The sequence below is a fragment of the Mesorhizobium sp. M1078 genome (genome assembly GCF_040318615.1).
Classification (GTDB): domain Bacteria; phylum Pseudomonadota; class Alphaproteobacteria; order Rhizobiales; family Rhizobiaceae; genus Mesorhizobium.
In genome coordinates, this window is the sequence record NZ_JAMYMP010000004.1 from 1 (window position 1) to 22428 (window position 22428).

At 64.9% G+C, this 22428-nt stretch carries 26 protein-coding genes, 1 tRNA gene and 1 pseudogene; 11 read left to right on the plus strand and 17 right to left on the minus strand.

What is annotated here, in order from left to right; all coding sequences use genetic code 11:
• Positions 1-101: KUP/HAK/KT family potassium transporter (locus NKH38_RS33305; RefSeq protein ID WP_502898780.1), on the plus strand; the 101-nt coding region annotated here is incomplete at its 5' end.
• A 35-nt stretch (positions 102-136) separates the two neighbouring features.
• Entirely contained in the window at positions 137-1177 is a 1041-nt protein-coding gene (locus NKH38_RS07725; protein WP_023735936.1) for an SDR family oxidoreductase, read from the plus strand.
• A gap of 49 nt (positions 1178-1226) precedes the next feature.
• Here NKH38_RS07725 and NKH38_RS07730 read toward each other — a convergent pair whose 3' ends face one another.
• Positions 1227-2117: an SDR family oxidoreductase gene (locus NKH38_RS07730; protein ID WP_352762471.1), complete on the minus strand. Its 891-nt coding sequence runs from the start codon at positions 2115-2117 to the stop codon at positions 1227-1229.
• 138 nt (positions 2118-2255) lie between these two features.
• Between NKH38_RS07730 and NKH38_RS07735 the strand changes: the two genes are divergently transcribed.
• Together NKH38_RS07735 and NKH38_RS07740 are read left to right on the plus strand one after the other, a co-directional pair.
• Positions 2256-2663 carry a winged helix-turn-helix transcriptional regulator gene (locus tag NKH38_RS07735; protein WP_023690335.1) on the plus strand — a complete coding sequence of 136 codons (408 nt, stop codon included), beginning with the start codon at positions 2256-2258 and terminating at the stop codon, positions 2661-2663.
• Between the two features lie 75 nt (positions 2664-2738).
• A pseudogene (locus NKH38_RS07740) lies at positions 2739-3974 on the plus strand (FAD-dependent oxidoreductase); the annotation flags it as partial.
• Here NKH38_RS07740 and NKH38_RS07745 read toward each other — a convergent pair.
• Together NKH38_RS07745 and NKH38_RS07750 are read right to left on the minus strand one after the other, a co-directional pair.
• Positions 3937-4677: a glutathione S-transferase family protein gene (locus tag NKH38_RS07745; RefSeq protein WP_352762469.1), complete on the minus strand. Its 741-nt coding sequence runs from the start codon at positions 4675-4677 to the stop codon at positions 3937-3939. The pseudogene NKH38_RS07740 and the gene NKH38_RS07745 sit on opposite strands and share 38 nt — an antisense overlap.
• A gap of 37 nt (positions 4678-4714) precedes the next feature.
• Complete coding sequence (locus NKH38_RS07750; protein ID WP_023690332.1) at positions 4715-5020, minus strand: Rieske (2Fe-2S) protein; 306 nt, start codon at positions 5018-5020, stop codon at positions 4715-4717.
• A 122-nt stretch (positions 5021-5142) separates the two neighbouring features.
• Between NKH38_RS07750 and NKH38_RS07755 the strand changes: the two genes are divergently transcribed.
• The 3 genes from NKH38_RS07755 to ilvC all read left to right on the plus strand — a co-directional run bounded on the left by NKH38_RS07755 (position 5143) and on the right by ilvC (position 7453).
• Positions 5143-5601, plus strand: a complete 459-nt coding sequence (locus NKH38_RS07755) for a MarR family winged helix-turn-helix transcriptional regulator (RefSeq protein ID WP_023731255.1) — start codon at positions 5143-5145, stop codon at positions 5599-5601.
• Positions 5602-5744: 143 nt separating this feature from the next.
• Positions 5745-6410 carry a TetR/AcrR family transcriptional regulator gene (locus tag NKH38_RS07760; RefSeq protein WP_352762465.1) on the plus strand — a complete coding sequence of 222 codons (666 nt, stop codon included), beginning with the start codon at positions 5745-5747 and terminating at the stop codon, positions 6408-6410.
• Positions 6411-6433: 23 nt separating this feature from the next.
• Positions 6434-7453: a ketol-acid reductoisomerase gene (gene ilvC, locus NKH38_RS07765; RefSeq protein WP_352762462.1), complete on the plus strand. Its 1020-nt coding sequence runs from the start codon at positions 6434-6436 to the stop codon at positions 7451-7453.
• Positions 7454-7534: 81 nt separating this feature from the next.
• Here ilvC and NKH38_RS07770 read toward each other — a convergent pair whose 3' ends face one another.
• Together NKH38_RS07770 and NKH38_RS07775 are read right to left on the minus strand one after the other, a co-directional pair.
• Positions 7535-7819, minus strand: coding sequence for a PilZ domain-containing protein (locus tag NKH38_RS07770; protein WP_023685169.1), 285 nt, complete (start codon positions 7817-7819; stop codon positions 7535-7537).
• A 168-nt stretch (positions 7820-7987) separates the two neighbouring features.
• On the minus strand, positions 7988-8581 hold the full coding sequence (locus tag NKH38_RS07775) for a BA14K family protein (RefSeq protein ID WP_352762459.1): 594 nt from the start codon (positions 8579-8581) through the stop codon (positions 7988-7990).
• A 157-nt stretch (positions 8582-8738) separates the two neighbouring features.
• On the opposite strand from NKH38_RS07775, the gene NKH38_RS07780 reads away from it, so the two are divergent.
• Positions 8739-9851, plus strand: a complete 1113-nt coding sequence (locus NKH38_RS07780; RefSeq protein WP_352741369.1) for an endonuclease/exonuclease/phosphatase family protein — start codon at positions 8739-8741, stop codon at positions 9849-9851.
• Positions 9852-9856: 5 nt separating this feature from the next.
• Positions 9857-10576 carry an NUDIX hydrolase gene (locus tag NKH38_RS07785; RefSeq protein WP_023668380.1) on the plus strand — a complete coding sequence of 240 codons (720 nt, stop codon included), beginning with the start codon at positions 9857-9859 and terminating at the stop codon, positions 10574-10576.
• Here the strand turns inward: NKH38_RS07785 and NKH38_RS07790 are convergent.
• The 4 genes from NKH38_RS07790 to NKH38_RS07805 all read right to left on the minus strand — a co-directional run bounded on the left by NKH38_RS07790 (position 10573) and on the right by NKH38_RS07805 (position 14154).
• Complete coding sequence (locus NKH38_RS07790) at positions 10573-10815, minus strand: hypothetical protein (protein ID WP_023690325.1); 243 nt, start codon at positions 10813-10815, stop codon at positions 10573-10575. The genes NKH38_RS07785 and NKH38_RS07790 overlap by 4 nt on opposite strands.
• Before the next feature lie 129 nt (positions 10816-10944).
• The gene (locus NKH38_RS07795) at positions 10945-12162 is read right to left on the minus strand and encodes an ABC transporter permease (RefSeq protein ID WP_023685173.1); all 1218 of its coding nucleotides are present in this window, start codon (positions 12160-12162) and stop codon (positions 10945-10947) included.
• On the minus strand, positions 12159-12863 hold the full coding sequence (locus NKH38_RS07800; RefSeq protein ID WP_023685174.1) for an ABC transporter ATP-binding protein: 705 nt from the start codon (positions 12861-12863) through the stop codon (positions 12159-12161). Before NKH38_RS07800 ends, NKH38_RS07795 begins: the two co-directional genes overlap by 4 nt.
• Before the next feature lie 4 nt (positions 12864-12867).
• Positions 12868-14154, minus strand: a complete 1287-nt coding sequence (locus NKH38_RS07805; protein WP_023744656.1) for an efflux RND transporter periplasmic adaptor subunit — start codon at positions 14152-14154, stop codon at positions 12868-12870.
• Between the two features lie 113 nt (positions 14155-14267).
• Here NKH38_RS07805 and NKH38_RS07810 point away from each other — a divergent pair, with 113 nt between their 5' ends.
• Positions 14268-15176 (plus strand): PhzF family phenazine biosynthesis protein, encoded by a 909-nt coding sequence (locus tag NKH38_RS07810; protein WP_352762454.1) that lies wholly within the window; start codon positions 14268-14270, stop codon positions 15174-15176.
• Between the two features lie 106 nt (positions 15177-15282).
• Positions 15283-15358, plus strand: a tRNA-Lys gene (locus NKH38_RS07815).
• 168 nt (positions 15359-15526) lie between these two features.
• Here NKH38_RS07815 and NKH38_RS07820 read toward each other — a convergent pair.
• The 8 genes from NKH38_RS07820 to NKH38_RS07855 form a co-directional block, all read right to left on the minus strand.
• Complete coding sequence (locus NKH38_RS07820) at positions 15527-15799, minus strand: hypothetical protein (RefSeq protein ID WP_155923538.1); 273 nt, start codon at positions 15797-15799, stop codon at positions 15527-15529.
• A gap of 250 nt (positions 15800-16049) precedes the next feature.
• Complete coding sequence (gene cobT / locus NKH38_RS07825) at positions 16050-17060, minus strand: nicotinate-nucleotide--dimethylbenzimidazole phosphoribosyltransferase (RefSeq protein ID WP_352762452.1); 1011 nt, start codon at positions 17058-17060, stop codon at positions 16050-16052.
• Positions 17061-17084: 24 nt separating this feature from the next.
• Positions 17085-17852, minus strand: coding sequence for an adenosylcobinamide-GDP ribazoletransferase (gene cobS / locus NKH38_RS07830; RefSeq protein WP_352762450.1), 768 nt, complete (start codon positions 17850-17852; stop codon positions 17085-17087).
• Positions 17849-19162 (minus strand): cobyrinic acid a,c-diamide synthase CobB, encoded by a 1314-nt coding sequence (locus tag NKH38_RS07835; protein WP_023739152.1) that lies wholly within the window; start codon positions 19160-19162, stop codon positions 17849-17851. Before NKH38_RS07835 ends, cobS begins: the two co-directional genes overlap by 4 nt.
• A complete protein-coding gene (cobA, locus tag NKH38_RS07840; RefSeq protein ID WP_352762447.1) occupies positions 19159-19971 on the minus strand; it encodes a uroporphyrinogen-III C-methyltransferase in 813 nt (270 codons plus the stop codon). Before cobA ends, NKH38_RS07835 begins: the two co-directional genes overlap by 4 nt.
• Positions 19968-20732 (minus strand): precorrin-4 C(11)-methyltransferase, encoded by a 765-nt coding sequence (gene cobM / locus NKH38_RS07845; protein ID WP_352904337.1) that lies wholly within the window; start codon positions 20730-20732, stop codon positions 19968-19970. The genes cobA and cobM overlap by 4 nt, the downstream gene beginning before the upstream one ends.
• A complete protein-coding gene (locus NKH38_RS07850; protein WP_023690940.1) occupies positions 20729-21115 on the minus strand; it encodes a cobalamin biosynthesis protein in 387 nt (128 codons plus the stop codon). Before NKH38_RS07850 ends, cobM begins: the two co-directional genes overlap by 4 nt.
• Positions 21112-22338: a bifunctional cobalt-precorrin-7 (C(5))-methyltransferase/cobalt-precorrin-6B (C(15))-methyltransferase gene (locus tag NKH38_RS07855; RefSeq protein ID WP_023685184.1), complete on the minus strand. Its 1227-nt coding sequence runs from the start codon at positions 22336-22338 to the stop codon at positions 21112-21114. Before NKH38_RS07855 ends, NKH38_RS07850 begins: the two co-directional genes overlap by 4 nt.
• Positions 22339-22428: the final 90 nt, after the last annotated feature.

The following is a 22428-nucleotide window of genomic DNA, read 5'->3' on the forward strand; positions in this document are numbered from 1 at the left end:
AGCTGTTCATCGGGCTCGCCCGCTCGGCGGCCGATGCGACGGAGTATTTCCAGATCCCGACCGGACGTGTGGTCGAGATCGGCACGCAGGTGGCGATCTGAGGGTCTCGAACGGATAAATCGTCGAGGAGGCTAATATGAGCGGCGAATTGGTGCTGGTCACCGGCGGGTCCGGCTTCCTCGGCGCTCACTGCATCCTCGAACTGTTGAAGGCCGGCTACCGCGTCCGCACCTCCGTGCGATCGGCGAGGCGCGAAGCCGATGTGCTCGCCATGCTCAAGGCAGGTGGCACGGAGCCCGGTGACGCCCTTTCATTCGCCCATGCCGATCTGATGGTCGACGCAGGCTGGCCGGCGGCGGTGGCCGGCTGCGATTACGTGCTGCATGTCGCATCACCTTTTCCGCCCGGCGCGCCCACGCATGAGGATGACCTGATCCTTCCGGCGCGCGAGGGCGCGTTGCGCGTGCTGCGGGCGGCGCGGGATACCGGGGTCAGGCGCGTCGTGCTCACCTCATCCTTCGCGGCCGTCGGCTATGGCAAGATGCGCGCGGATGGGCAGCCTTTCAACGAGGAAAACTGGACCGATCCGGCAGGCAAGGTCAGCGCGTATGTGAAGTCCAAGACGCTCGCCGAGCGCGCGGCCTGGGATTTCGTCGCCGAGCAGGGCGGCGCGCTGGAGCTTGCGGTCGTCAATCCCGTTGGCATCTTTGGACCGGTGCTCGGCGCGGACCATTCGACCTCGACCGAATTTGTCCAGCGCATGCTGAACGGCGCCGTGCCTGGGCTGCCGCGCCTGTCCTTCGGCGTCGTCGACGCGCGCGACGTGGCGGATCTGCATGTTCGCGCCATGACCCACCCCGCCGCCAAGGGCGAACGGTTCCTCGCTGTCGCCGGCGATTTCATGACGGTGCGCGAGATCGCGCAGACCCTGAAGACGCGGCTCGGGCCGGCGGCGTCGCGCGTCTCGACGCGGGAGTTTCCCGATTGGCTGGTGCGCATCATCGGGCTGTTCAATCCGGAAGCGGCACAGCTCGCAACGGAACTGGGCAAGATCAAGAACGCCACCAACGCCAAGGCGGTGCGCGTGCTCGGCTGGGCGCCACGCTCGCGCGAAGATGCTTTGATTGCCACGGGCGAAAGCCTGATCCGGCTGGGACTGGTCAAGCGACGTAAGTAATTGTGCAGGAGGCCGAATCGTAAGGGCTCGCGTCCCGCAACGGCAGCTTTCAGCCGGCCAGTGCAGCCTTGTTCGTCTCCAGAAACTGCTTCAGCGGCACCGACTTTCGGCCGGAGAGTTTTTCGACCGCGTCGGTCACCATGCCGAGGTCACCTGCGCGGGCGGCAGCGTCGAACGACACCAGCACCTTTGCGAAGGGTTCAGGCAGGCCGGCCGACTTCATTCCCTCGGTCAGGGCTTCGTCGGAAAGCTGGATGACCTTGATCGGCTTGCTGGTGACCTCGGTGACCAACGCCGCCACTTCGGCAGCCGTATACGCACTGGGGCCGGTCAGCGTGTAAGTCTCGCTTTCGCTGCTGTCCGAGGCGAGCCCCGCTGCGATCGCCGCCGCGAAATCGTCACGCGTGCCGTAGGAAATGGCGCCGTCGCCGGCGGAGGTGTACCACTGACCCGATGCCAGAACCTGCGGCAACGCCATGAACAGGTTCTCGTTATACCAGCCATTGCGGAAGATCGTGTAGGGGATGCCGCTCGCCTTGACCGCCTGTTCGGTGTCGTAGTGGTCGGGCGCGAAAACAACCGGCGAACCAGGCTCGGGGTTGGGCATCGAGGTGTACAGCAGGTGGCCGACGCCAGCCTGTTTGGCCGCCGTCACCGCCGCAAGCTGCTGCTCGCGCCGCTTCCCCTGTACCTCGAGTTCGTTGGTCGAGAAGACGAGTGCCCGGTCGGCTCCCGCGAAGGCCTCGGCAAGCGATTGCGGGTCGTTGAAGTCAGCGGCTCTGACGAGGACGCCGCGCGCCGCCAGATCGGCAAGGTTGGCGGGTGTACGGGTGGCGGCGATGATGCGGTTTGCGGGGACCTTTAATGTGTCCAGCAGGTGGTTGATGACGCCGCGGCCAAGCTGGCCGGAAGCGCCGGTGACGAGAAGGGTTGCGGTCATGGGGGATCCTGAAATTGCGCCGGGTGGCGGGTGCTTCTGACAGTCTCAAAAAGAGACCAGCACTAAAATAAGAATTGACCGGCCACCGTAAAGAAGGCAGTTTTTAGGGAGGTAGGCACCGCCAGGGAACCAGCAGCCATGGACGGCAAGGTCGTCAATCTGAGAACCAAGCTCAATATATTCAAAGCCACCAGCGATGGCGCAAACATTGCCGATTGCCCGGTTCGCGACGTGATGCAGGGCGTGAACGGCAAATGGAGTTCGCTGCTGATGGCGGCGCTCGCCGAGCAGCCCTATCGTTTCGGCGAGTTGCGGCGCCTGGTGCCCGACATCTCGCAGCGCATGCTCACCCAGACGCTCCACGATCTGCAGCGCGACGGCTTTGTTCATCGCGAAGTGTTCCCGACCAAGCCGCCAAGCGTCGAATACAGCCTGACCGATCTCGGCCGTTCGATGTTCGGCGCCTTGCATCAATTGATCCTGTGGGCCGAACTCAACCATGGTGCGGTGCGCAAGGCGCGCGCTGCCTTCGACGCCGGTGGCTGATATTTTGGTCCATGCAGCAGCGGCTTGATTTGACAATGGCGCTGAAGGATTGTCCCGCCAGTGGTTGGGCGGGCAATGGAAAAATCTCTAGACATCGCGATTGCGGGCGCCGGCCCGGCAGGGCTCGCCACCGCGCTCTTTCTCAAGCGTGCGGGCCATAACGTCACCATCTTCGAACGTTTCGAGGAGCCCAAGCCCGTCGGCTCCGGACTGATCCTGCAGCCGACCGGGCTGAGCGTGGTTGCCGATCTCGGCCTGCTCGACGACATTCTGGCGCTCGGCAGCCGCATCGAGCGTCTGCATGGCGCCGATGCCTCGACCGGCCGCACCGTGCTCGCCGTGCGCTACGACGCGCAGCCTGGCGGCCGCTTCGGGCTGGCGGTGCACCGGGCGGCGCTGTTCAACGTGTTGTTCCGCGCCGCGCAGCGCCAAGGCCTCGCCATGGAAACCGGTGTCGAGATCGAGACGCTGGACGTCGGTGAGCGGGCGATCCTGATCTTCGACAAGAGCCGAACGGTGGGGGGCCGCAGGGCAGGGCCGTTCGACCTCGTGGTCGACGCCAGCGGCTCGCGTTCGAAGCTGCGCCGGTGCCTCAACGATCCGGCCCAGCCGCGGCAGCTCACTTACGGCGCGTTCTGGGCCTCGCTCGGCTGGCGCCAAGGCTTCGACGAAAATGCGCTGCTGCAGCGCTACGACAAGGCCAGCGTGATGATCGGCGTCCTGCCGATCGGCCGACCGGAACCGGGCGGGGAAAAGATGGCGGCGTTCTTCTGGAGCCTGAAGCCGGCGGATGCCGAAAACGTGCGCGCGGCAGGGCTCGACGCCTGGAAGGCGAGACTGGTCTCGCTGTGGCCACAGTGCGAGGCGTTCACCAGCCAGATCGACAGCTTCGACCAGCTGTCGCTGGCGCGCTACGGCCATCACACGATGAAGCTGCCGGCCGGCCGCCGGCTGGCGGTGATCGGCGACGCCGCGCATTCGACCAGCCCGCAGCTCGGGCAAGGCGCCAACATGGCGCTGCTCGACGCGGCAGCGCTCAGCCATGCCTTGGCACAGACGGGCAACGTCGAGGCAGCGCTGGAAAGCTACGCCCGGGCGCGGCGATGGCACGTCCGGATCTTCCAACTGCTGTCGCTGGCGTTGACGCCGTTCTACCAGTCGGACGGCACGATGCTGCCCTTCTTCCGCGACAGGCTGGTGGCGACCATCGCAAAGGTGCCGCCAGTGCCAAGCGTGCTTGCCTCGATGGTGGCCGGCACGCTGATCGATCCGTTCAGGCGGATCGGGCTAGAGGAGGTGCACTGGCCAGATCATCCGGCGGGATCAGGGTCGAGAGAAACGAATTTCTCGCACGCAGGAATAGACGCAGCCGCTGCGGATAGTCCGGCGCCACGGCACCCTTGATCGAGGCGCGTTCGCTCAACGCCTTGCGCCAGGCCTGGACCAATGGCTTGCCGTCCAGAATGCCGAAATTGCCGATCCCGTCGAAGGCGTCGAGATAGCGGAAGACCGGGCCGTAGACGGCGTCGACGAGGCAAAAGCGCTCGCCGTTGAACCACGGTCCGGTCTGGTCGGCCAGTTCGTCCTCCAGACGATCGAACATGGCCGAAAGTGCCGTGGACTCTGCCAGGAAGGCGGCCTCCGTCGAAGCCGAGTAGAACCGGCCGATGGCGTTCAATGTCGCCGAGCCGAACTCGATCCAGGCGCGATGCCGGGCACGGGCGTAGGCGTCGGCCGGATGCAGAGGATTGGCTTGCGTCTCCTCGAGGAATTCGAGAATGACGGCGGATTCGAAGATCACTGTGTCCTCGCCATTTGCGTGGACGATCAGCAGCGGCACCTTGCCCAGCGGCGAAATCGCCTTGAACCAGTCCGGCTTGTTGGCGAGGTCGATGGTGACACGTTCGAACGGCACGCCTTTCTCGGCCAGCGAGATCGCCGCGCGCTGCACATAGGGGCATAGATAATGGCTGACGAGAATGAGCTTGCCAGTCATTTCATTCTTCTCAGGCATTTCATTCTTCTCAGGCACGTTACTCTCCCCAGGCATGTCATTCTCCCCAGACATAGTTCAACGCGCCGTCCTCGACGCGCGTCGACAGGAACATCAGTCGCGACGCTTTTGGCGCCGGACCTTCGATCCGGTCGCCTGATGTCATGTCGAAGGCGGCGCCGTGCCATTGGCAGACCAGCTTGCCGTCCTTGCAGTCGAGCGGCCCGCCGAAATGCAGGCAGACATTGGCGGCGGCGCGGATGCGCTCACCGCTGCGCCAAATATGGACCTCGCGGCCGAAGAACGGTGCGATCAGGCTGCCCGTCTGTGGGACGTCGGCGACTTTGCAAATTTCGTGTTTCATGGATCTTTCCCGGATCGATGCAGTTGCATGCATATAGATGCAAGTGCATCGATCGTCAAGCTTGATGCTAGTGCATTGACCGTCAAGCTTGATGCAACTGCATCTATCGCCTAGGGTGGGTCATGACCAAAACAACCACGCCTTCGCCCGAAGCCGTCAAGGCCTGGGCCCGCCTGATGCGGGTTTCGCGCCAGCTCATCGAAAAGGCGGAAGAGGCTTTGAAGACTAGCGGCTTGCCGCCGCTCGACTGGTATGACGTGCTGCATGAACTCGCCGAGGCGGGCGAGGGCGGGCTGCGGCCATTCCAGCTGACCGAGCGCACTCTGTTTGCGCAGTACAACATCTCGCGGCTCCTGGCGCGCCTCGAGGCCGACGGACTGGTCGAGAAGCTCAGGGTTGCCGATGACGGCCGCGGCCAGACCATCCGCATCTCGGCCAAGGGCCGTCAGACGCGGCGACGGATGTGGGCTGTCTATGGACGGTCGATTGCGGAATTGGTCGGCGCAAAACTCTCCGCGGAGGAGCTGAAGATACTGGCGAGCCTGCTTGGAGAGCTGCGCCATCCGCCCGCCGATGATTGATCCGTCAGAATCTCGTGGTGTGCTCGGCGGCTCTCACGTCGACGATTTTTCTACCTCACCCCTTGCGTCGAGCATAGGATTGCGCAATATGCCGAACCGTAACGTACGGTACGCCGTTTGAGGCGACCCGGCGACCTCATCGAATGGGCAGGAAATTGTTGCAGGCAAGGGCCGAGATCGATACCAGCGAAGTGCTGACAGAGCGGCAAAAGGCTGTCCTGGACGCGGCTTTGCGGCTGCTGGTCGAGGAGGGCGACAATCTGACCATGACGGCGGTGGCGCGCCGCGCCAGCTGCTCGAAGGAAACGCTCTACAAATGGTTCGGCGACCGCGACGGACTGCTGACGGCGACCGTGCAGTGGCAGGCATCGAAAGTGCGCGTGGTGCCGGTCGACGGTGAGCGGCTGGATCTTGCCTCGCTGACGGCAAGCCTGGAAGGCTTCGCCTCGGACTGGCTGAAGGTGATTTCGAGCGATACCTCGATCGCGCTGAACCGCGTCGCGGTCGGCCATGCCGGATCCGGAAAGGACGATCTCGGCGCCATCGTGCTGGAGAATGGCCGTTTCGCGCTGGCCAGACGGCTGAAGCCGGTGCTGCTTGCCGGCAAGCATGCCGGGCTGCTCGACTTTACGGATGCCGAAACGGCGTTCCGGACCTTTTTCGGGCTGGTCGCCCGCGACGTGCAGATCCGTCTCCTGCTCGGCGACAGGCTGGAATTGACTGAAGCGGCGATCGGCGGCGATGCCGTCCGGGCAACGCAGCAGTTTCTCGCTCTTTATGGAGCAAAAACCGGGCCGCAAGGCCTCTAATCTCTACGGGAAGGAAGCAAAAGATGCGTGTCTATTACGATCGCGACGCCGATCTCAATCTGGTCAAGGGCAAGAAGGTCGCCATAATCGGCTATGGCAGCCAGGGCCGGGCGCACGCGCTCAACCTCAAGGATTCGGGCGCCAAGGAAATCGCCATCGGGCTCAAGGCTGGATCGGCGACCGCCAAGAAGGTCGAGGCCGACGGGCTCAAGGTGATGAGCGTGGCGGACGCTGCCAAATGGGCCGATTTAATGATGATGGCGACGCCTGACGAATTGCAGGCCGACATCTACAAAAACGAAATCGCGCCAAACATTCGTGACGGCGCCGCGATTGCCTTCGCGCACGGCCTCAACGTGCATTTCGGCCTCATCGAGCCGAAGTCGACCGTCGATGTCGTCATGATCGCGCCGAAAGGCCCCGGCCACACGGTGCGCGGCGAATACCAGAAGGGCGGCGGCGTGCCGTGCCTGGTCGCCGTCAACCAGGATGCTTCCGGCAACGCGCTCGATCTCGCTCTGTCCTACGCCTGCGGCGTCGGCGGCGGCCGTTCGGGCATCATCGAGACCAATTTCCGCGAGGAATGCGAGACCGATCTGTTCGGCGAGCAGGTCGTGCTCTGCGGCGGCCTGGTCGAACTGATCCGCGCCGGTTTTGAGACGCTGGTGGAAGCCGGCTATGCGCCCGAAATGGCCTATTTCGAGTGCCTGCACGAGGTCAAGCTGATCGTCGACCTGATCTATGAAGGGGGCATCGCCAACATGAACTACTCGATCTCGAACACGGCCGAATGGGGCGAATATGTCTCTGGCCCGCGCATTATCACCGCCGAGACCAAGGCCGAGATGAAGCGCGTGCTGAAGGACATCCAGACCGGAAAATTCACCTCGGAGTGGATGCAGGAATACCGCGCCGGCATGTCGCGCTTCAAGGGCATCCGCCGCAACAATGACAGCCACCAGATCGAGGAAGTCGGCGCCAAGCTGCGCGCCATGATGCCCTGGATTTCCAAGAACAAGCTGGTCGACAAGGCCAAGAACTAACCCGCAGTCGTCGGGATTGGGAGCAAAGAGCCGGCGGAGCGATCCGCCGGCTCTTTCATGCCGGTTTATCGATCAGGACGCTCAGCCATAGTGCCAATGCGGCTTCGGCTCGGTGCCGGTGAACTCGACGCCGATGCGGTCGTCGCGGCGCCAGCGCACGATGGCCTTGTAGCCGATGCCGTCGACCGGCACATAGAGCAGGAACTCGTCCGGCACGCGCGCGTCTATAGACACTTTCAGCTCGGCGCCGCCGGCATGCATGTTGCGCACCGTGCACTTGACCTCGGAATTGGTGAGGCCGGTCAGAATCGTCGCGCCTTTCAGCACGCGCTGCCGGTGTTTGTTTCGCAATTCGTTGTCGGCCATGACGGCACGTCCTTCGCGACCGGATCGGCGCGATCGTCAGATGGGGCACGATATCACGGATAGGCTGAGCCGATAAACATATGGTTAGCGGTGGCCGAGACCAGCCGTCTTTCCCAAATGAAACGGCGCCGCGATGGGGCGGCGCCGTCGTGTATTGTCGTTTATAGTTCAGCTGTAGGGCGACCAGCATTGCTGGCGCGGGCCACCATAGGGCTGGAACGTGTTGTCCCAGGCCCGGTAGGACCGATAGCGGTCGTAGCACCACTGTACATGGGCGCTGGACAGACGCTGCGTGCGGTAATGGCGGCGGGGCGCCGGCTGCACGTAATAGCCGTCATTGTAATAGCCGTTGTTGTAGTAGCCGTTGTTGTAGATGCTGCCGAGGCCGAGACCCAGGCCGAGGCCGAGAACTGCTGCGGCGCCGGTGTCAAAATCACGGCCGCGATGGTGGCGGTGATGGCGCCAGCGCCAGTTGTCGCCGCCGTTCCAGTTGCCGCCATTCCAGTTGCCGTTGTTCCAGTTGCCTGACCGGGCAAAGCGACGGCCGTCGTGGCGGCGCCACTGCCAATCGTTGAAGGAGCGGCGGTCATTGCCGCCCGCCCAGCTGTCGCGAACCGGTGTGATGTCAGACAATGCGGTGCTTGCCGGCACCGACAAGTCCGGCTGCAGGATCGGGCCCGCGGCGGATGGCGCCGTGAGACCCGAGAAAAGACCGAGCGCTAACAGCCCGGATTTGACTGTGGACGAAAAGAGCGAGCTCATTGCACTCTCCAAGTGATACAGGCCCCACGCCCGGATACCCCAGGGAAGTGGCCTATTGATGGACCTTGGCGTCTGAACGGAGGATGAACGGAAAGGTTCCATCAGCCATGACGAGCAGCCCTTGTTTTCATGGGCGCTTGCAGGCAAAGGTCAGCCCATGTCGCTGCGCCTCGCCACTTTCAATGTCGAAAACCTGATGAACAGGTTCGATTTCTCGGGCTTCCGCAACCAGCTCAACGAAGACCGCACGCTGGCGCTTTTCGACATCCAGAGCGAAGCCGAATACCGGATGCTGGAGCAGGCGCGCGCCATCGCACAGTCCGACGATACGCGCCAGTTGACCGCGCTCGCCATCGCCGCCACCCGCGCCGACATCATCTGCATGCAGGAGGTTGACAACATCGAGGCGCTGAAGGCGTTCGAGTATGGCTATCTCTTCAAGATGGTGGGCGAGGGTTACCGGCAGAAATACACCACCGCCGGCAATGATTCGCGCGGCATCGACGTTGCCCTGATGATGCGCAACGAGACAGCGCAAGGTCAGCCGATCGAATTCGTGCGCATGACCAGCCATGCCTATGTCACGTTCGAGCAGTTCGGATTGCACACGCCTGAACTCGAGGCGCTCGGCAACCTGGCCAATGAACGCATCTTCCGGCGCGATTGCCTGGAGGTCGACATCAAGGTCGGCGGCGTGCCGCTGACGCTTTACCTCGTCCATTTCAAATCGATGGGCTCGCCGCGCAATGGGCTCGACGGCCGCGAGGCGACGATGCCGGTGCGCATCGCCGAGGCGCAAGCCGTGCGCCGCATCATCGAGGAGCGCTTCGGCAAAGAGCACGCAGCCGATAAAAACTGGGCGATCTGCGGCGACATGAACGACTACCGCCAGCGGGTGAAGATCGAGGGCGACGCTATCGACGGCTACCGCTTCCAGGTGATCGACGAGAGCCAGTCCTGTATCGATGTGCTCACCGCCGGCGGCTTTTGCGAGAATGTCGTCGAGCGGCGGCCGGAGTTGGACCGCTGGAGTTTCTACCACACGCGCGGGCCGAAGGAGCGGCATCTGTGCCAGCTCGACTACATCCTGCTGTCGAAAGGGCTGGCGGCGAAGAATGCGACGGCGGTTCCCGACATCATCCGCAACGGCCAGCCCTGGCGCACCATCTTTCCGGCGGGACAGGCGGTGGAGCGCTTTCCGCGCGCCGGCTGGGACCGGCCGAAGGCGTCGGACCATTGTCCCGTCGCAATTACCCTGGACATGGCTTGAGCACGGTGAGCTTCGACCTGCCGCGCAACGTCATCCTGCCCGTCGACGAAATCGACGTCCGGCTCGACCCCGGCCCGCATCCGTTCGAGCGCGACAACGCGCAGGCGATCACTGACAACTGGCGGCGTGAGGTTACGGCCAATCCGGCGCTGTTCGACGGCACGGTGGTGCTGCTCTCGGCGCTCGCCTGGCGCGACAACCGGATCGTCGGGCGTTGTCACGCGGTGAAGTACTCGACCTTCCTGCTGTGGCGAAAGAACCGGCAGGGGACGGGCGCCGAGCATGCCTATGGTCACGCCATGCTGGTCGCCGGCGACAACGCCCTGGTGGCGATCCGCATGGGCGCGCACACGGTCCCGGCCGGCAGTGTCTACTTCGCTGCCGGCTCGTTCGAGCCGATCGATTTTCGCGATGGCCGCGTCGATGTCGATTTCAACATGATCCGTGAAGTGCGCGAGGAGACCGGGCTTGACCTGACAGGCGCTGCGCGCGGCAAGCGCTACCATGCGCTGTCGACTTCGACCGGCACGGTCCTCTTCCGCCGCTACCACGTCGATGCGCCGGCCGACGAGATTGCGCGGCGCATCGGCGCCTTCGTCGCGACCGAGACCGAGCCGGAGATCGAGGGGCCGGTGATCATCCGCCACGCCGCCGACCTGCCGGAAGGGCTGGCACCGCATATGAAGCCGCTGGTCGAGTGGCATTTTGGCGGTGGCGGGGGCTAACGGCGCGGATTGTTCTGCGCCGCCTTGCGGTCGTTGCGGGCGGCGACGAGGAACAGGATGACGCCGATGCCCAGCAATCCACCCATGACCATGCCCATCGTCTGGCCGACGACTGCCTGAAAATCGGCGGTGACACGATCGGGATTGGCCATGCCGTAGCGGGCGAGATACCACCAAAGTCCCGCAAGGGCGCCTTCGATGATCACCATCGTCAGAATCAGCCGCGCCTTCTTGCTCATTGCCACTCCTTGACCAGATGCTTTGCTCTAAAATTAGCATCGCAGACCGGACGACAACAAGTATTGCCGATGTCGACAAGCAGCCATCCTTGTGGATAGCGGTTGGTTGCGGTGGAGCTGATCTGGCGCTTATTCGTGGCGCAGCGCGTCGATCGGGTCGAGCCTGGCGCCGCGCAGCGCCGGGAAGAAGCCGAACACCATGCCGATCAGCGCCGAAAAACCGACGGCGAGCAGGATGACCGCCGGGCTCGGCGCAAACGGTATGGCCAGCGTTGCCGAGGCGAGGCCGGCCAGCGCCAGGCCGATCAGGATGCCGATAATGCCGCCGAGCAGCGACAGCACCGTCGCCTCGACCAGGAACTGGATGAGGATGTGCTTTTCATGCGCGCCGATGGCGAGCCTGATGCCGATCTCGCGGGTGCGCTCAGTGACCGAGACCAGCATGATGTTCATGATCCCGATGCCGCCGACCAGCAGGCTGACGCCCGCGACGGCGCCCAGCATGCCGGTCATGGTGGTGGTGGCGCTGGCCATGGCGTCGGCGATCTGGGTCATGTCGCGGATCGAGAAATCGTCTTCGCGGTCCGGCGTGATGCGGCGGGTGTCGCGCAAAATGTCTTCGACTCGCGGCTGCAATTCGGTGGTCGGGGTGCGGTCGTCGGCGGCGACGTAGATGTTGTCGATGTCGCGGTTGCCGGCGATGCGGCGCTGATAGGCGGCAAGCGGCATCAAGACGACATTGTCCTGGTCCTGGCCGAAGCCGGTATAGCCCTTGGGTTCGAGCAGGCCGATGATCTTGCACGAGGTGCGGTTGACGCGGATGATCTCGCCCTCGGGTTCGCCGGCGCCGAAGAATTGCTGGCGCACCGTTTCGCCGATCAGGCAGACGCCGGTGCCGGAGCGTGTTTCCGAATCCGAGAACGGGCGGCCCGACACCAGCTTCCAGTCGCGGGCGTCGAGATAGGCGCTGTCGGTGCCGGTGACGCCCGAGGTCAAGCTCTCGGTGCCGAAAATGACGCGGACTTGTTTCTGCGACGCCGGCGCAATGGCGCGCGCTCCGGTCAGGTGGGCTACGAGGGCGGCTACATCCTTGTCGGCCAGAGGCCGTACCGCCTGGTCGAGCCCGCCTGGTCCGCCGGTGCCTGCCGGGCGGCCGGAACGGACGACGAGCAGGTTCGAGCCGAGCTTGGCGATGTCCGACTTGACCTTGGCCGTGGTGCCCGAACCGATGGTCAGCATGGCGATGACGGCGGCGACACCGATGACGATGCCGAGCAGCGTCAGGAACGAGCGCAGCACATTGCGGCGGATGGAGCGCAGAGAGAGGCGGACGGTTTCCCAGATCATGACGCCAACTCCGACTTGGCCGTGTCGGACGCGACGTGGCCGTCGAGGAAGCGGATGGTGCGCTCGGCATAATCGGCGACATCGGCCTCGTGGGTGACCATGGCGATGGTCAAGCCGAGCTCCCGGTTCAGCCGCGTCAACAACTCCATGATCTCATGCGTGCGGGCGGTGTCGAGATTGCCGGTCGGCTCGTCGGCGACGAGCAGCGTAGGCCTGGTGACGATGGCGCGCGCGATCGCCACGCGCTGCTGCTGGCCGCCGGAGAGTTCGGCCGGCGTGTGGTGTTCGCGCCCGACCAGGCCGACCTCCGCCAGCGCCTGCATGGCAAGATCGCGGCGCTCGCGGGCCGGCGCGCCGCGATAGATCAGCGGCAGCTCGACATTTTCCGCCGCCGTGGTGCGCGGCAACAGATTGTAACCCTGGAAGACGAAGCCGATATAGAGATTGCGCAGAAGCGCCCGGCGGTTGCGGTCGAGCCGCCCGGCGTCGATGCCCATGAAGGAGTAGGTTCCGGCCGTCGGCGTGTCGAGGCAACCGATGATGTTCATCGCGGTCGATTTGCCCGAACCGGACGGGCCCATGATGGCGACGAATTCGCCACGCTGGATGGCGAGGTCGACGCCGGCCAGCGCATGGACCTTGGCTTCGCCCTGGCCATAGCTCTTCCAGACCGTGTCGAAACCGATGAGGCCCGCGGCCATGGCGTCAGCTCCGCAGCTGCGAGGTCGTGATAACCTCTGCACCTTCATCCAGCCCGGAGGTGATCTCGGTCAGTTCGCCGTCGGTGGAGCCGATCTTCACGTTGACCGGGTGCGGCCGCCCGTTCTCCAGCACATAGAGCGTGCGTGAGCCGTCGGTGGGCGCCTTCACCGGCTGGCGGCGGTTGCCGCCACGGCCCATGCGGCCGGTGAACAGATCGCTGAGGCTCCACGCGCGGGCAGCAGGTGCCGATGGCCGATAGCGAAACGCTGTTGAAGGCACGGTGAGCACGCTCTTGGCCTGCCTGGTGACGACCGAAACCGTGGCGGTCATGCCGGGCCGCAGCAAAAGCTCGTTATTGTTGACTTCCAACCGTGCATTGTAGGTGACGACGCCGTCGGTGGTGACCGAGGCGTAGGAGATGTCGCGGATCTCGGCGTCGAACGGCCGCTCGGGAAAGGCATCGACGGTGAAGCGTGCATGCTGGCCTGGTTTGACCGCGCCGATATCGGCCTCGTCGACCGCCGCCACCAATTCCATGTTCCTCAAATCGGCGGCGATGATGAACAGAACCGGCGCCTGCAGCGAGGAGGCGACCGTCTGGCCGGGGTCGACGGAACGCGTCAAGACGATGCCGTCGATCGGCGCATAGATGGTGCTCTTGGCAAGGTCGGTCTGCTGCGCCTTGAGATCGGCCTGGGCGATGGCGAGATTGGCCTGCGCACTATCGAGCGCCGCCTTGGAGCGGTCGCGCGTGGCAGTCGCCGCCTCGAGCGACTGATCGGTCGCCATGCCACGCCTGGTCAGTTCGGCCGCGCGGGTGAGGGCGCTTTCGTTCTCCTTCAGGGTTACCGTGGCGTCCTCGACATTGGCGGCAGCGGCCTTGGCCGAGGCTTCGGCGCGTTCGATCTGGACCTCGAGTTTCACCGTGTCGAGCGTCGCCAGCACGTCGCCCTTCTTGACCTGCTGGTTCTCTTCGGCCGAGACCGAGCGGATGATACCGGACAGCTCGCTTGAAATGTCGACCTGGGTGAGGGGCTGCAGCGTGCCGGTCGCCGAAACCGCGACGGTGAGGTCGGCAATGGTAGCCGGCGTGGTGGTGTAGTCGATCTTGGCCGGGGAGCCGGCAAACCACTGGTAGCCAGCCAACCCGGCGGCAAGTGCGATCAGCGCCAGCAGCGCGTAAAGCCAGCCACGACGGCGCGTCTTGCGCACACCACTCTGGTCAAGCCCAAGCGCCGCCTCGATGGCGGAATCCGATTCCGTCTTTGGCAGATTGACAAGCTGGTCCACGCCGGACCCCTATGAAAGCGTAATGTCCCTAGTTGTGCACAGATCAGGCTTGGTGGTTCGAATATCAAATTAAATTTCGGCCATGTTCGGATTGAGGCGGAAGGTTTTTCAAGATGCAGACCCGCAATTACTTGCTCTACGATGTGTTTACGACGGAGCGGCTGGCCGGCAATCCGCTGGCTGTCGTGCTCGACAGCCAAGGGCTGGATACAGCCGCCATGCAGGCCATTGCGCGCGAGTTCAACCTGTCCGAATCGGTCTTCGTACTGCCGCCGGACAATCCAAAACATCGCAACCGCATCCGCATTTTCACGCCCGACTATGAGATGCCGTTCGCCGGACATCCGACAGTTGGCGCCGCGATCGCGCTGGCCGAACTGACAGGCGAGGGCGAAGCCGGCATCTTCGTGCTGGAGGAGAATATCGGCCCGGTGCGCTGCGCCGTCAGCCGGCACGATGGCGCCACCTTTGCCGAGTTCGACCTGGCGAAGCTGCCGGAGCCGCTGAAGCTCGATGCCGACCCGGAGGCGATCGGCGCCGCCCTCGGGCTGGCGCCGCACGAGATCGGCTTCGAGAATCACCTGGTGTCGTTCTGGTCGGCAGCCGTGCCTTACGTCACCATTCCGGTTGCCAATCTGGAGGCTGCCGGCCGGATCAAGCTCGACAACCAGGCCTGGTCGGAACTGGCGCCGCGCAAGAGCGAATGGGCCTTCGCCAGCCCGTATGTCTATTGCCGCCAGACGGTGAACCATGACAGCGCCTTCCATGTCCGCATGATCGTGCCGGGCACGCCGTCCTATGAAGACCCGGCGACCGGGTCGGCGGCGGCGGCCTTTGCCGGCGCCATCATGCATTTCGATGCGCCCACCGACGGCATTTCGCAGCTGTGGATCGAGCAGGGGCTGGAGATGGGCCGCCCGTCACGTATCCGCTTGGAACTCACTGTCGAAGGCGGAAAACTGGCCTCCGCGCGCATCGGCGGCCATGCCATCAAGGTGGCGGAAGGCAGGCTGTTCGTGTGACCGCCTGCGGCAGTTCAGCGATTTGTCGGGAAATGATTCCGGCAGGGCTGGACAGGACCGGTATCGGCGGCTATATGCCCGCCAACGCCGGTTTTACCGGTCGAGTGGGTGCGTAGCTCAGTTGGTAGAGCAGCTGACTCTTAATCAGCGGGTCCACAGTTCAATCCTGTGCGCACCCACCAAATTTCTAGAAGAGTTGGTGGAAGACCTTGGAATGCCGGACGCGTTGACGCGCCTCGACATGCTGGGGCAGTTTGCCTTAAACTCGGCGGCCGGTAAGCCGGTGCGCTATTTGGCGAAGGAGTGAAGGCCGCGCTGGATTAAGAAAAGCCCGGAAGCCGAAGCCGCCATCAATTAAAGCCAGTTTGAAACCACGGACTGGTGTCATACCCTAAGCGCGGATTATAATGATCCAGGAAGTTTTCGGCCCTATTTGACGGTCGCGCAACCACGGTGCCTGTCGATTTGCAATCCGGTTTCGCGGTCGGCTTGCTGCCAGCCTTCTTATGAGCTGTAGAACACGAGGTTGTAGCCTGAGCGGTGGCCACCTTTTTCTTCTCTTTCGCAGCAGCTGCTCCGGTAGCGGCCAATACTATTGCTACGCCAAACACAACGAGTTTCATTGAAAACGCCCTCACCCTGCCCAATCCGTAATGATTGCGCCTGGTCACCGTTACGTCAATCACATTTTGTCGGCAACGGCGGCGAATAGTGCCAGTAAAAAGAGCCCACCACAGAAGCAGCGGGCCAACCCCCAGGTGGGGAATCTTTCAGCGGCCGTGCTGTTCGAGCCACCAGCCCGGAATGCCAGTGATCGGCCCGACGATGGTCAGTGAAGGTTCGGGCCGGCGCCCTCCCGTCAAATCGCTCTAGCTACTTCTCCGAAACACCAGCCTCGGCAAAGCTCGCCATGCCCGTGTGGCACTCCAGCGCCGAGCGGACGATGTTGACGGCTAGGCAGGCGCCGGAGCCTTCGCCGAGCCGCATGCCGAGGTCGAGCAGCGGCGGCAGGCCGAGCGCTTCGAGCAGGCGGCGGTGGCCGGATTCGGCCGAGACATGGGCGGCGATGGTGTGGGCGAGGCCAGACGGGTGCAGCCGCGCCAAGGGCGCTGCCGCGGCCGTGCAGACGAAGCCATCGAGCAGCACCGGGACATTGTTGCGGCGGGCGGCGAGCGTGGCGCCGAAGGTGGCGGCGAGTTCTCGTCCGCCAAGGGCGGCGGCGATCTTCAGCGGGTCGGACAGCGCGTCGGCATGGCGCTTGAGGCCGGATTCAATGGCGGTGACCTTGCGCTTCAGCCCGGCATCGTCGACGCCGGTGCCGCGCCCGGTCCATTTTTCAGCGCCGCCGCCGAACAGGGCGGTCGAGATGGCGGCCGCCGGCGTGGTGTTGCCGATGCCCATCTCGCCGAAACAGACGAGGTCGAGGTCTTTCGTCACCGCGTCATAGCCAGCCGAGACGGCGGCGAGGAAGTTTTTTTCGTCCATTGCCGGCACGTCAGTGAAGTCGCCGGTCGGATGATCGAGATCGAGCGGGATGACGTCGAGTTCCGCGCCGGCGATGCGGGCAAGCTGGTTGATGGCGGCGCCGCCGCCGGCGAAATTCGCCACCATCTGCACCGTCACTTCCGAGGGAAAGGCTGAAACGCCTTGCGCCGTCACACCGTGGTTGCCGGCGAACACGAAGACTTTGACGCGGTCGAGTTTCGGCATGTCGCGACCCTGCCAGCGCGCCAGCCAGGCGGCGAGAGTTTCCAGCCGGCCCAGGCTGCCTTGAGGCTTGGTCAGCGTGTCCTGGCGGCGGGCGACGGCGTTGGCGGCGGTATCGCTGCCGGCAGGCAGATCGAGACAGGCGGCGCGCAGTTCGTCGAATGATTTGAATGGCATGGGGAAGGAATCTCCGGGGAAGAATCAGGACAGGGAAACGGAAGCGACGAGCAGGACAGTGATCTCGCCCAGCTGCTGCAGGGCGCCGATCGTGTCACCGGTGTGGCCGCCAATCTGGTTGAGGCAGAGCGCGCGCAAGGCGCTGAACACGAGAGCGAGCAGGATCGGTGCGGCAAAGGCGCCGCCGAGCCCCAGAGTCAGAAGCGGGATGGCCCCGAGCACGGCGCCGAGAACAGCTGTCTGGGTCGAGACGGTCCCGGCGCCGGCAGACAGGCCGTCACTGCGCGCCGCCGGCGCCAGATGCATGAACGCGCCGAGCAGGCCTCGCGAGGCGGCATGGGCGGCGATCAGCGCGAAGAGAACGCTTGTCGGATCGGCCAGTTGCGACAGCGCGCTCCAGCGAATGAGCATCGACAGGCCAAGCGCCGAAGCGCCATAGGCGCCGATACGGCTGTCGCGCATGATCTCGAGTTTTTTATCGCGCGTCTTGCCGCCGCCAAAGCCATCTGCGACATCCGACAGCCCATCCTCATGCAGGCAGCCGGTGGCGAGCAGGGTTGCTGCAAGCGCAAGTGCGGCCGCCGGCCCAGCGGCGAGACCGAGCTTTACCCCGATGGCGTAGACGACGGCGCCGACCAAAGCGACCGCGAGGCCGGCGGCAGGCGCCGCCCAGATCGCATCGGCCAGGCTGCGGCCACGAAAGTCGAAGACCGGCAGCGGCAGCCGGGTGAAGAAGACGAGGCAAAGCGCGACGTCGTCGAGCGCTTGCCGGGGTGAGGGCACGGCGGTCATGCACTCCTCGCAATGGCGTGGAAGAAGGTGCCGCTGACAAGGCCGCGGCGATAGCCGGAGGCGCCGAGCGGATTGCCCTGGCCATCGGCTAGGTCGGCCAGCGGCTCGTCATTGCCGGTGGCGATCATCTGCGCATAGTGGAATTCATGGCCACGGATCAGCGCGCCTTGCGGCCCCAGCGGACAGGCGGCGCGCAGGCGTGCCTCGCGGTAGCCGAGGTTCATCTTGCGCTTGGCAAAGCTGGTGGAATGGCCGAGCAGGCCAAGCATGGCGTGCGTCTCGCCGGCCGCGTCCTCCAGCGCTTCGCCCAGCACCATGAAGCCGCCGCACTCGCCATGGATGGGTTTGGTCTCGGCAAACCTTGCCATGCCAGCTCGGAAATTGGTCGCCGCCGCGAGGCGGCCGGCGTGAAGCTCGGGATAGCCGCCGGGCAGCCAGCAGACATCGCAATCCTGCGCCGGTGCTTCGTCGGCGAGCGGCGAGAACGGCACGATCTCGGCGCCGGCCTGACGCCAGTGGGCGGCGACGTGCGGATAGAGGAAGGTGAAAGCGGCATCTTCGGCGAGTGCGATGCGCTGGCCGGGCGGCTGCAAGGCATTTTCGAAACTGCCCGGTGACGGCGAAAACGGCGCGGCCAGCGCCATGATGGCGTCAAGGTCGAGGGATTTCTCGACCATGTCGGCGAGGCGGTCGAGATGCGTCATCAGGTCGGCATATTCGCCGGCTTGGACGAGGCCGAGATGGCGCTCCGGCAAATTGAGCGTGGGATCGCGCAGGATGGCGCCGACGACCGGCAGGCCGAGCGCTTCGATCGCCTCGCTGCACAGCTTGCGGTGGCGCTCGCTGCCGAGGCGGTTGAGCACGATTCCGGCCATGCGCACATCGGGATCATAGGTGGCAAAGCCCTTGGCGACGGCGGCCGCCGTCGTCGACTGTCCCGAGACGTCGAGCACCAAAAGCACCGGCAGGTGGTAGAGCCGCGCCAGATCGGCGGCCGAGCCGGTGCGGCCTTGTCCGGCCGGGATGCCGTCGAACAGGCCCATGGCGCTTTCGAGGAAGATAAAATCGGCGTCCTCGGTGGCATTGCCGGCCAAGGCGTTGAGCAGGTCAGGCGACATCGCCCAGCTGTCCAGGTTGACGCCGGACAGGCCGGTGGCGGCGGTATGAAAACCCGGATCGATATAGTCGGGGCCGGACTTGGCGCCGCGCACCTTGATGCCGCGCCGGGCGAGTGCGCGCAAAATGCCGATGGTGACGCTGGTCTTGCCGGAGCCGGAACGCGGCGCGCCGATGATGATGGCGCGGGTCATGCGTTACCCGCCAGTGCCGCGCGCATGGCGACGATGCCGCCGACGACAATGAGGGCCGGCGAGGCCAATTCCGCCGCGGCGGCCGCTTCGGAAATGGTGGCGAGTGTCGCGACGACGGTCCGCTCCTGCGGTGTCGTCGCCGAAACGATGACAGCCGCCGGCGTCGACGGCGCCAGCCCGCCTTCGAGCAGCGACGCGGCGATAACAGGCAGATTGGCCATGCCCATATAGATGACCACCGGCTGGCCGGTGCGGGCGATCGCGCCCCAGTCGAGATCGTCATCTGTGCCGGCGGCATGACCTGTCGCCAGGATGATCGCCTTGTTGATGCCGCGCATGGTTGCGGGAATGCCGGTGGCGGCCAGCGCGCTCAGCCCCGATGTCAGGCCGGGCATGACGCGGAAAGGGATTTTTTCGCGCGCCAGCGCCAGCGCCTCTTCGCCGCCGCGGCCGAAAATATAGGGATCGCCGCCCTTCAGCCGGACGACGCGGCGGCCCTCGCGTGCCAGCCGCACCAGCAGAGCGGTGATGTCGTCCTGCTTCATCGACGGCTTGCCGCCGCGCTTTCCCGCAAAGAACAGTTCGGCCTTTTCCGCGACAGCGACGACGTCGGGCGAGACCAGCGCGTCATAGACCACAGCGTCGGCCTCGGCCAATGCCGCCAGCACTTCCAGCGTCAGGCAGCCGGGATCGCCGGGGCCGGCGCCGGCCAGCCAGACATGGCCCGGCTCAAGCCGGCGCGGCTTGAAGTTCAGCCGGGCAAGGGCCTGTTCGAGCGTGGTGTTTTCGCTTTTGGTCTTGCCGCTCACAATCCGTCCCGTCCCCGGAAACGCCGCTGGTAGTGGGCGTCGTACAATGAACTCTCGCCAAAACCTTCCGCTGCCAGCGAGCGGCCGACGAAGATGATCGCCGTGCGCTCCATCGGGTCGGCGGCGAGCAGTGCCTCGATCGTGGCGAGCGTGCCGGTCAGCACGTGCTCGTCCGGCCATGAAGCGCGAAAGACGATCGCCACCGGGCAATCGCCGCCATAATGCGGCGACAATTCGGCGACGACGCGGTCGATGGCGTGGATGGCGAGATGAATGGCCAGTGTGGCGCCGGTGCGGCCGAAGCCGGCCAGCGTTTCGCCCGGCGGCATTTTCGAGGCGCGGCCGGAGACGCGGGTCAGCACCAGGCTTTGCGCCACCTCGGGAATGGTCAGTTCGCGGCGAAGGGCTGCGGCTGCGGCGGCGAAAGAGGGAACGCCCGGCGTCAGCGTGTAAGGAATGCCGTGTTTTTCCAGCCGGCGGATCTGCTCGGCCACGGCGCTCCACACCGAGAGGTCGCCGGAATGCAGGCGGGCGACATCGTGGCCGGCCTGGTGGGCTGTCACATATTCGACCTCGATTTCGTCGAGTGACATCGGCGCCGTATCGATCAGTTTGGTCCCCGGTGCGCAGTGTTGCAGCAATTCCGGCGCGACGATCGAGCCGGCATACAGACAGACCGGGCAGCTTGCCAGCAGCTTGGCGCCGCGCAGTGTGATGAGGGCGGCGGCGCCGGGACCGGCGCCGATGAAATGCACGGTCATGGCGCGTCTCCGCTGATGGCGATGGCGCAGGTGACCGGGCCGAGCACGGTGCGTGGACCAAGCAGCTTTGCACCGGGGCCGGCAACGGCAAGGGCGGAGGCTTCTGAGACGGAGGGTGTGCCGGCGAGATCCTGCGAGAGATCGGATTTGCTGAGTGCCTCCGACGAGACGGCCTGAAGTGCTGCGTCATCAACGATGATGACGGGAAGGTTGAGCGTGCGGCCAGCGGCAGAGATCGCTTCTTCGTCTTTCTTGAGCGCGGCGGTCGCCAAGGCCGACAGCGCCGTTATCGCCAGCCCGTGCGCTTCGAGGGCGGTTTCGATCGCCGCGAGCACGTCTTCGACGCTCACGCCCTTCCGGCTGCCGATGCCCGCCACCATCATGGCTTCACCCAGCTCCACTGGGTGACCGGCATGGCCGGGCGCCAGGCCTGCATCGAACCGACAGGAGAAGCGCGGGAAATGGTGATGCGGGTAAGGTCGCCGCCGCGCTTGATGTGCTCCGCGAGAAGCAGCGCCTCCATCTCCAGCGTCACCGCATTGGCAACGAGACGGCCACGGGATGGCAGCGCCTTGATGGCGGCGTTCAGTACGCCGGCGTCGCTGCCACCTCCGCCGATGAAGATCGCATCCGGCGTGTCCAGCCCGGCCAGTGCCTTGGGCGCCGACCCTTCCACCACGACAAGACCGGGCACGCCGCAATGCGCGGCGTTGCGGACGATGCGGGCGGCGCGGTCGCTGTTGGCCTCGATGGCGATGGCGCGCATCGAGGGGTGAGCGAGCATCCATTCGATGCCGATGGAGCCGGAACCGGCGCCGATGTCCCACAGCAATTCGCCACGCCTCGGCGCCAGCGCCGCAAGCGTGATGGCGCGGATGTCGTGCTTGGTGATCTGGCCGTCGTGCTCGAACAGATGGTCGGCGCGGCCAACCGTCAGCGGCAGGATGCGGGCCTCTTGTGTCGATTCAAGCTCAAGCGCCAGCACGTTGAGCGGATTGATGTCTCTGAGATCGAAAGCGTCGGCACGTGCCGAGCGAAGCTTCTCGTTCGGTCCGCCCAGCGCTTCCAGAACGGTCAGCCGCGAACCGCCGAAGTCGAGCTCTACGAGCAGGCGCGCTATTGTCGCTGGTGCGTCGCCGTCCGATGTCAGCGCCAGGATGCGCGCCCTGGGATGCAGCAGCGGCCGGATCAGGTCGAGCGGCCTTCCATGCAGCGAGATCGTCTCGATGTCCTGCAACGCCCAGCCGAGCCGGGCGGCAGCCAGCGAAATCGCCGATGGCGCGGGGATGACATGCATCTCTTCAGGCTTGACCTTGCGGGCAAGGGTGGCGCCGACCCCGTGGAAGAATGGATCACCGGAGGCGAGCACGCAGACGCGCCGGCCGGCCAGCGCCAGCACGTCTGCCATGCCGGCATCGAATGGCACCGGCCATGGGCGCTGCTCACCCTTGATGAGCGAAGCCACCAGCGCCAGATGCCGCTTGCCGCCGAAGACGGTCTCGGCGTCAGCGATCTGCCGCTTGGCCTCGTCGCCGAGACTCGCTAAACCGTCCTCGCCGATGCCGACGATTGTAAGCCATTTTGGCGTGGGCTGTTTTTTTGACATGTCGCGCCGCCCCTCATCCGCCTGCCGGCACCTTCTCCCCGTGTAGTGACGGGGAGAAGGGAGACGCTCCGGCGCTGACGCCTCCCTCTC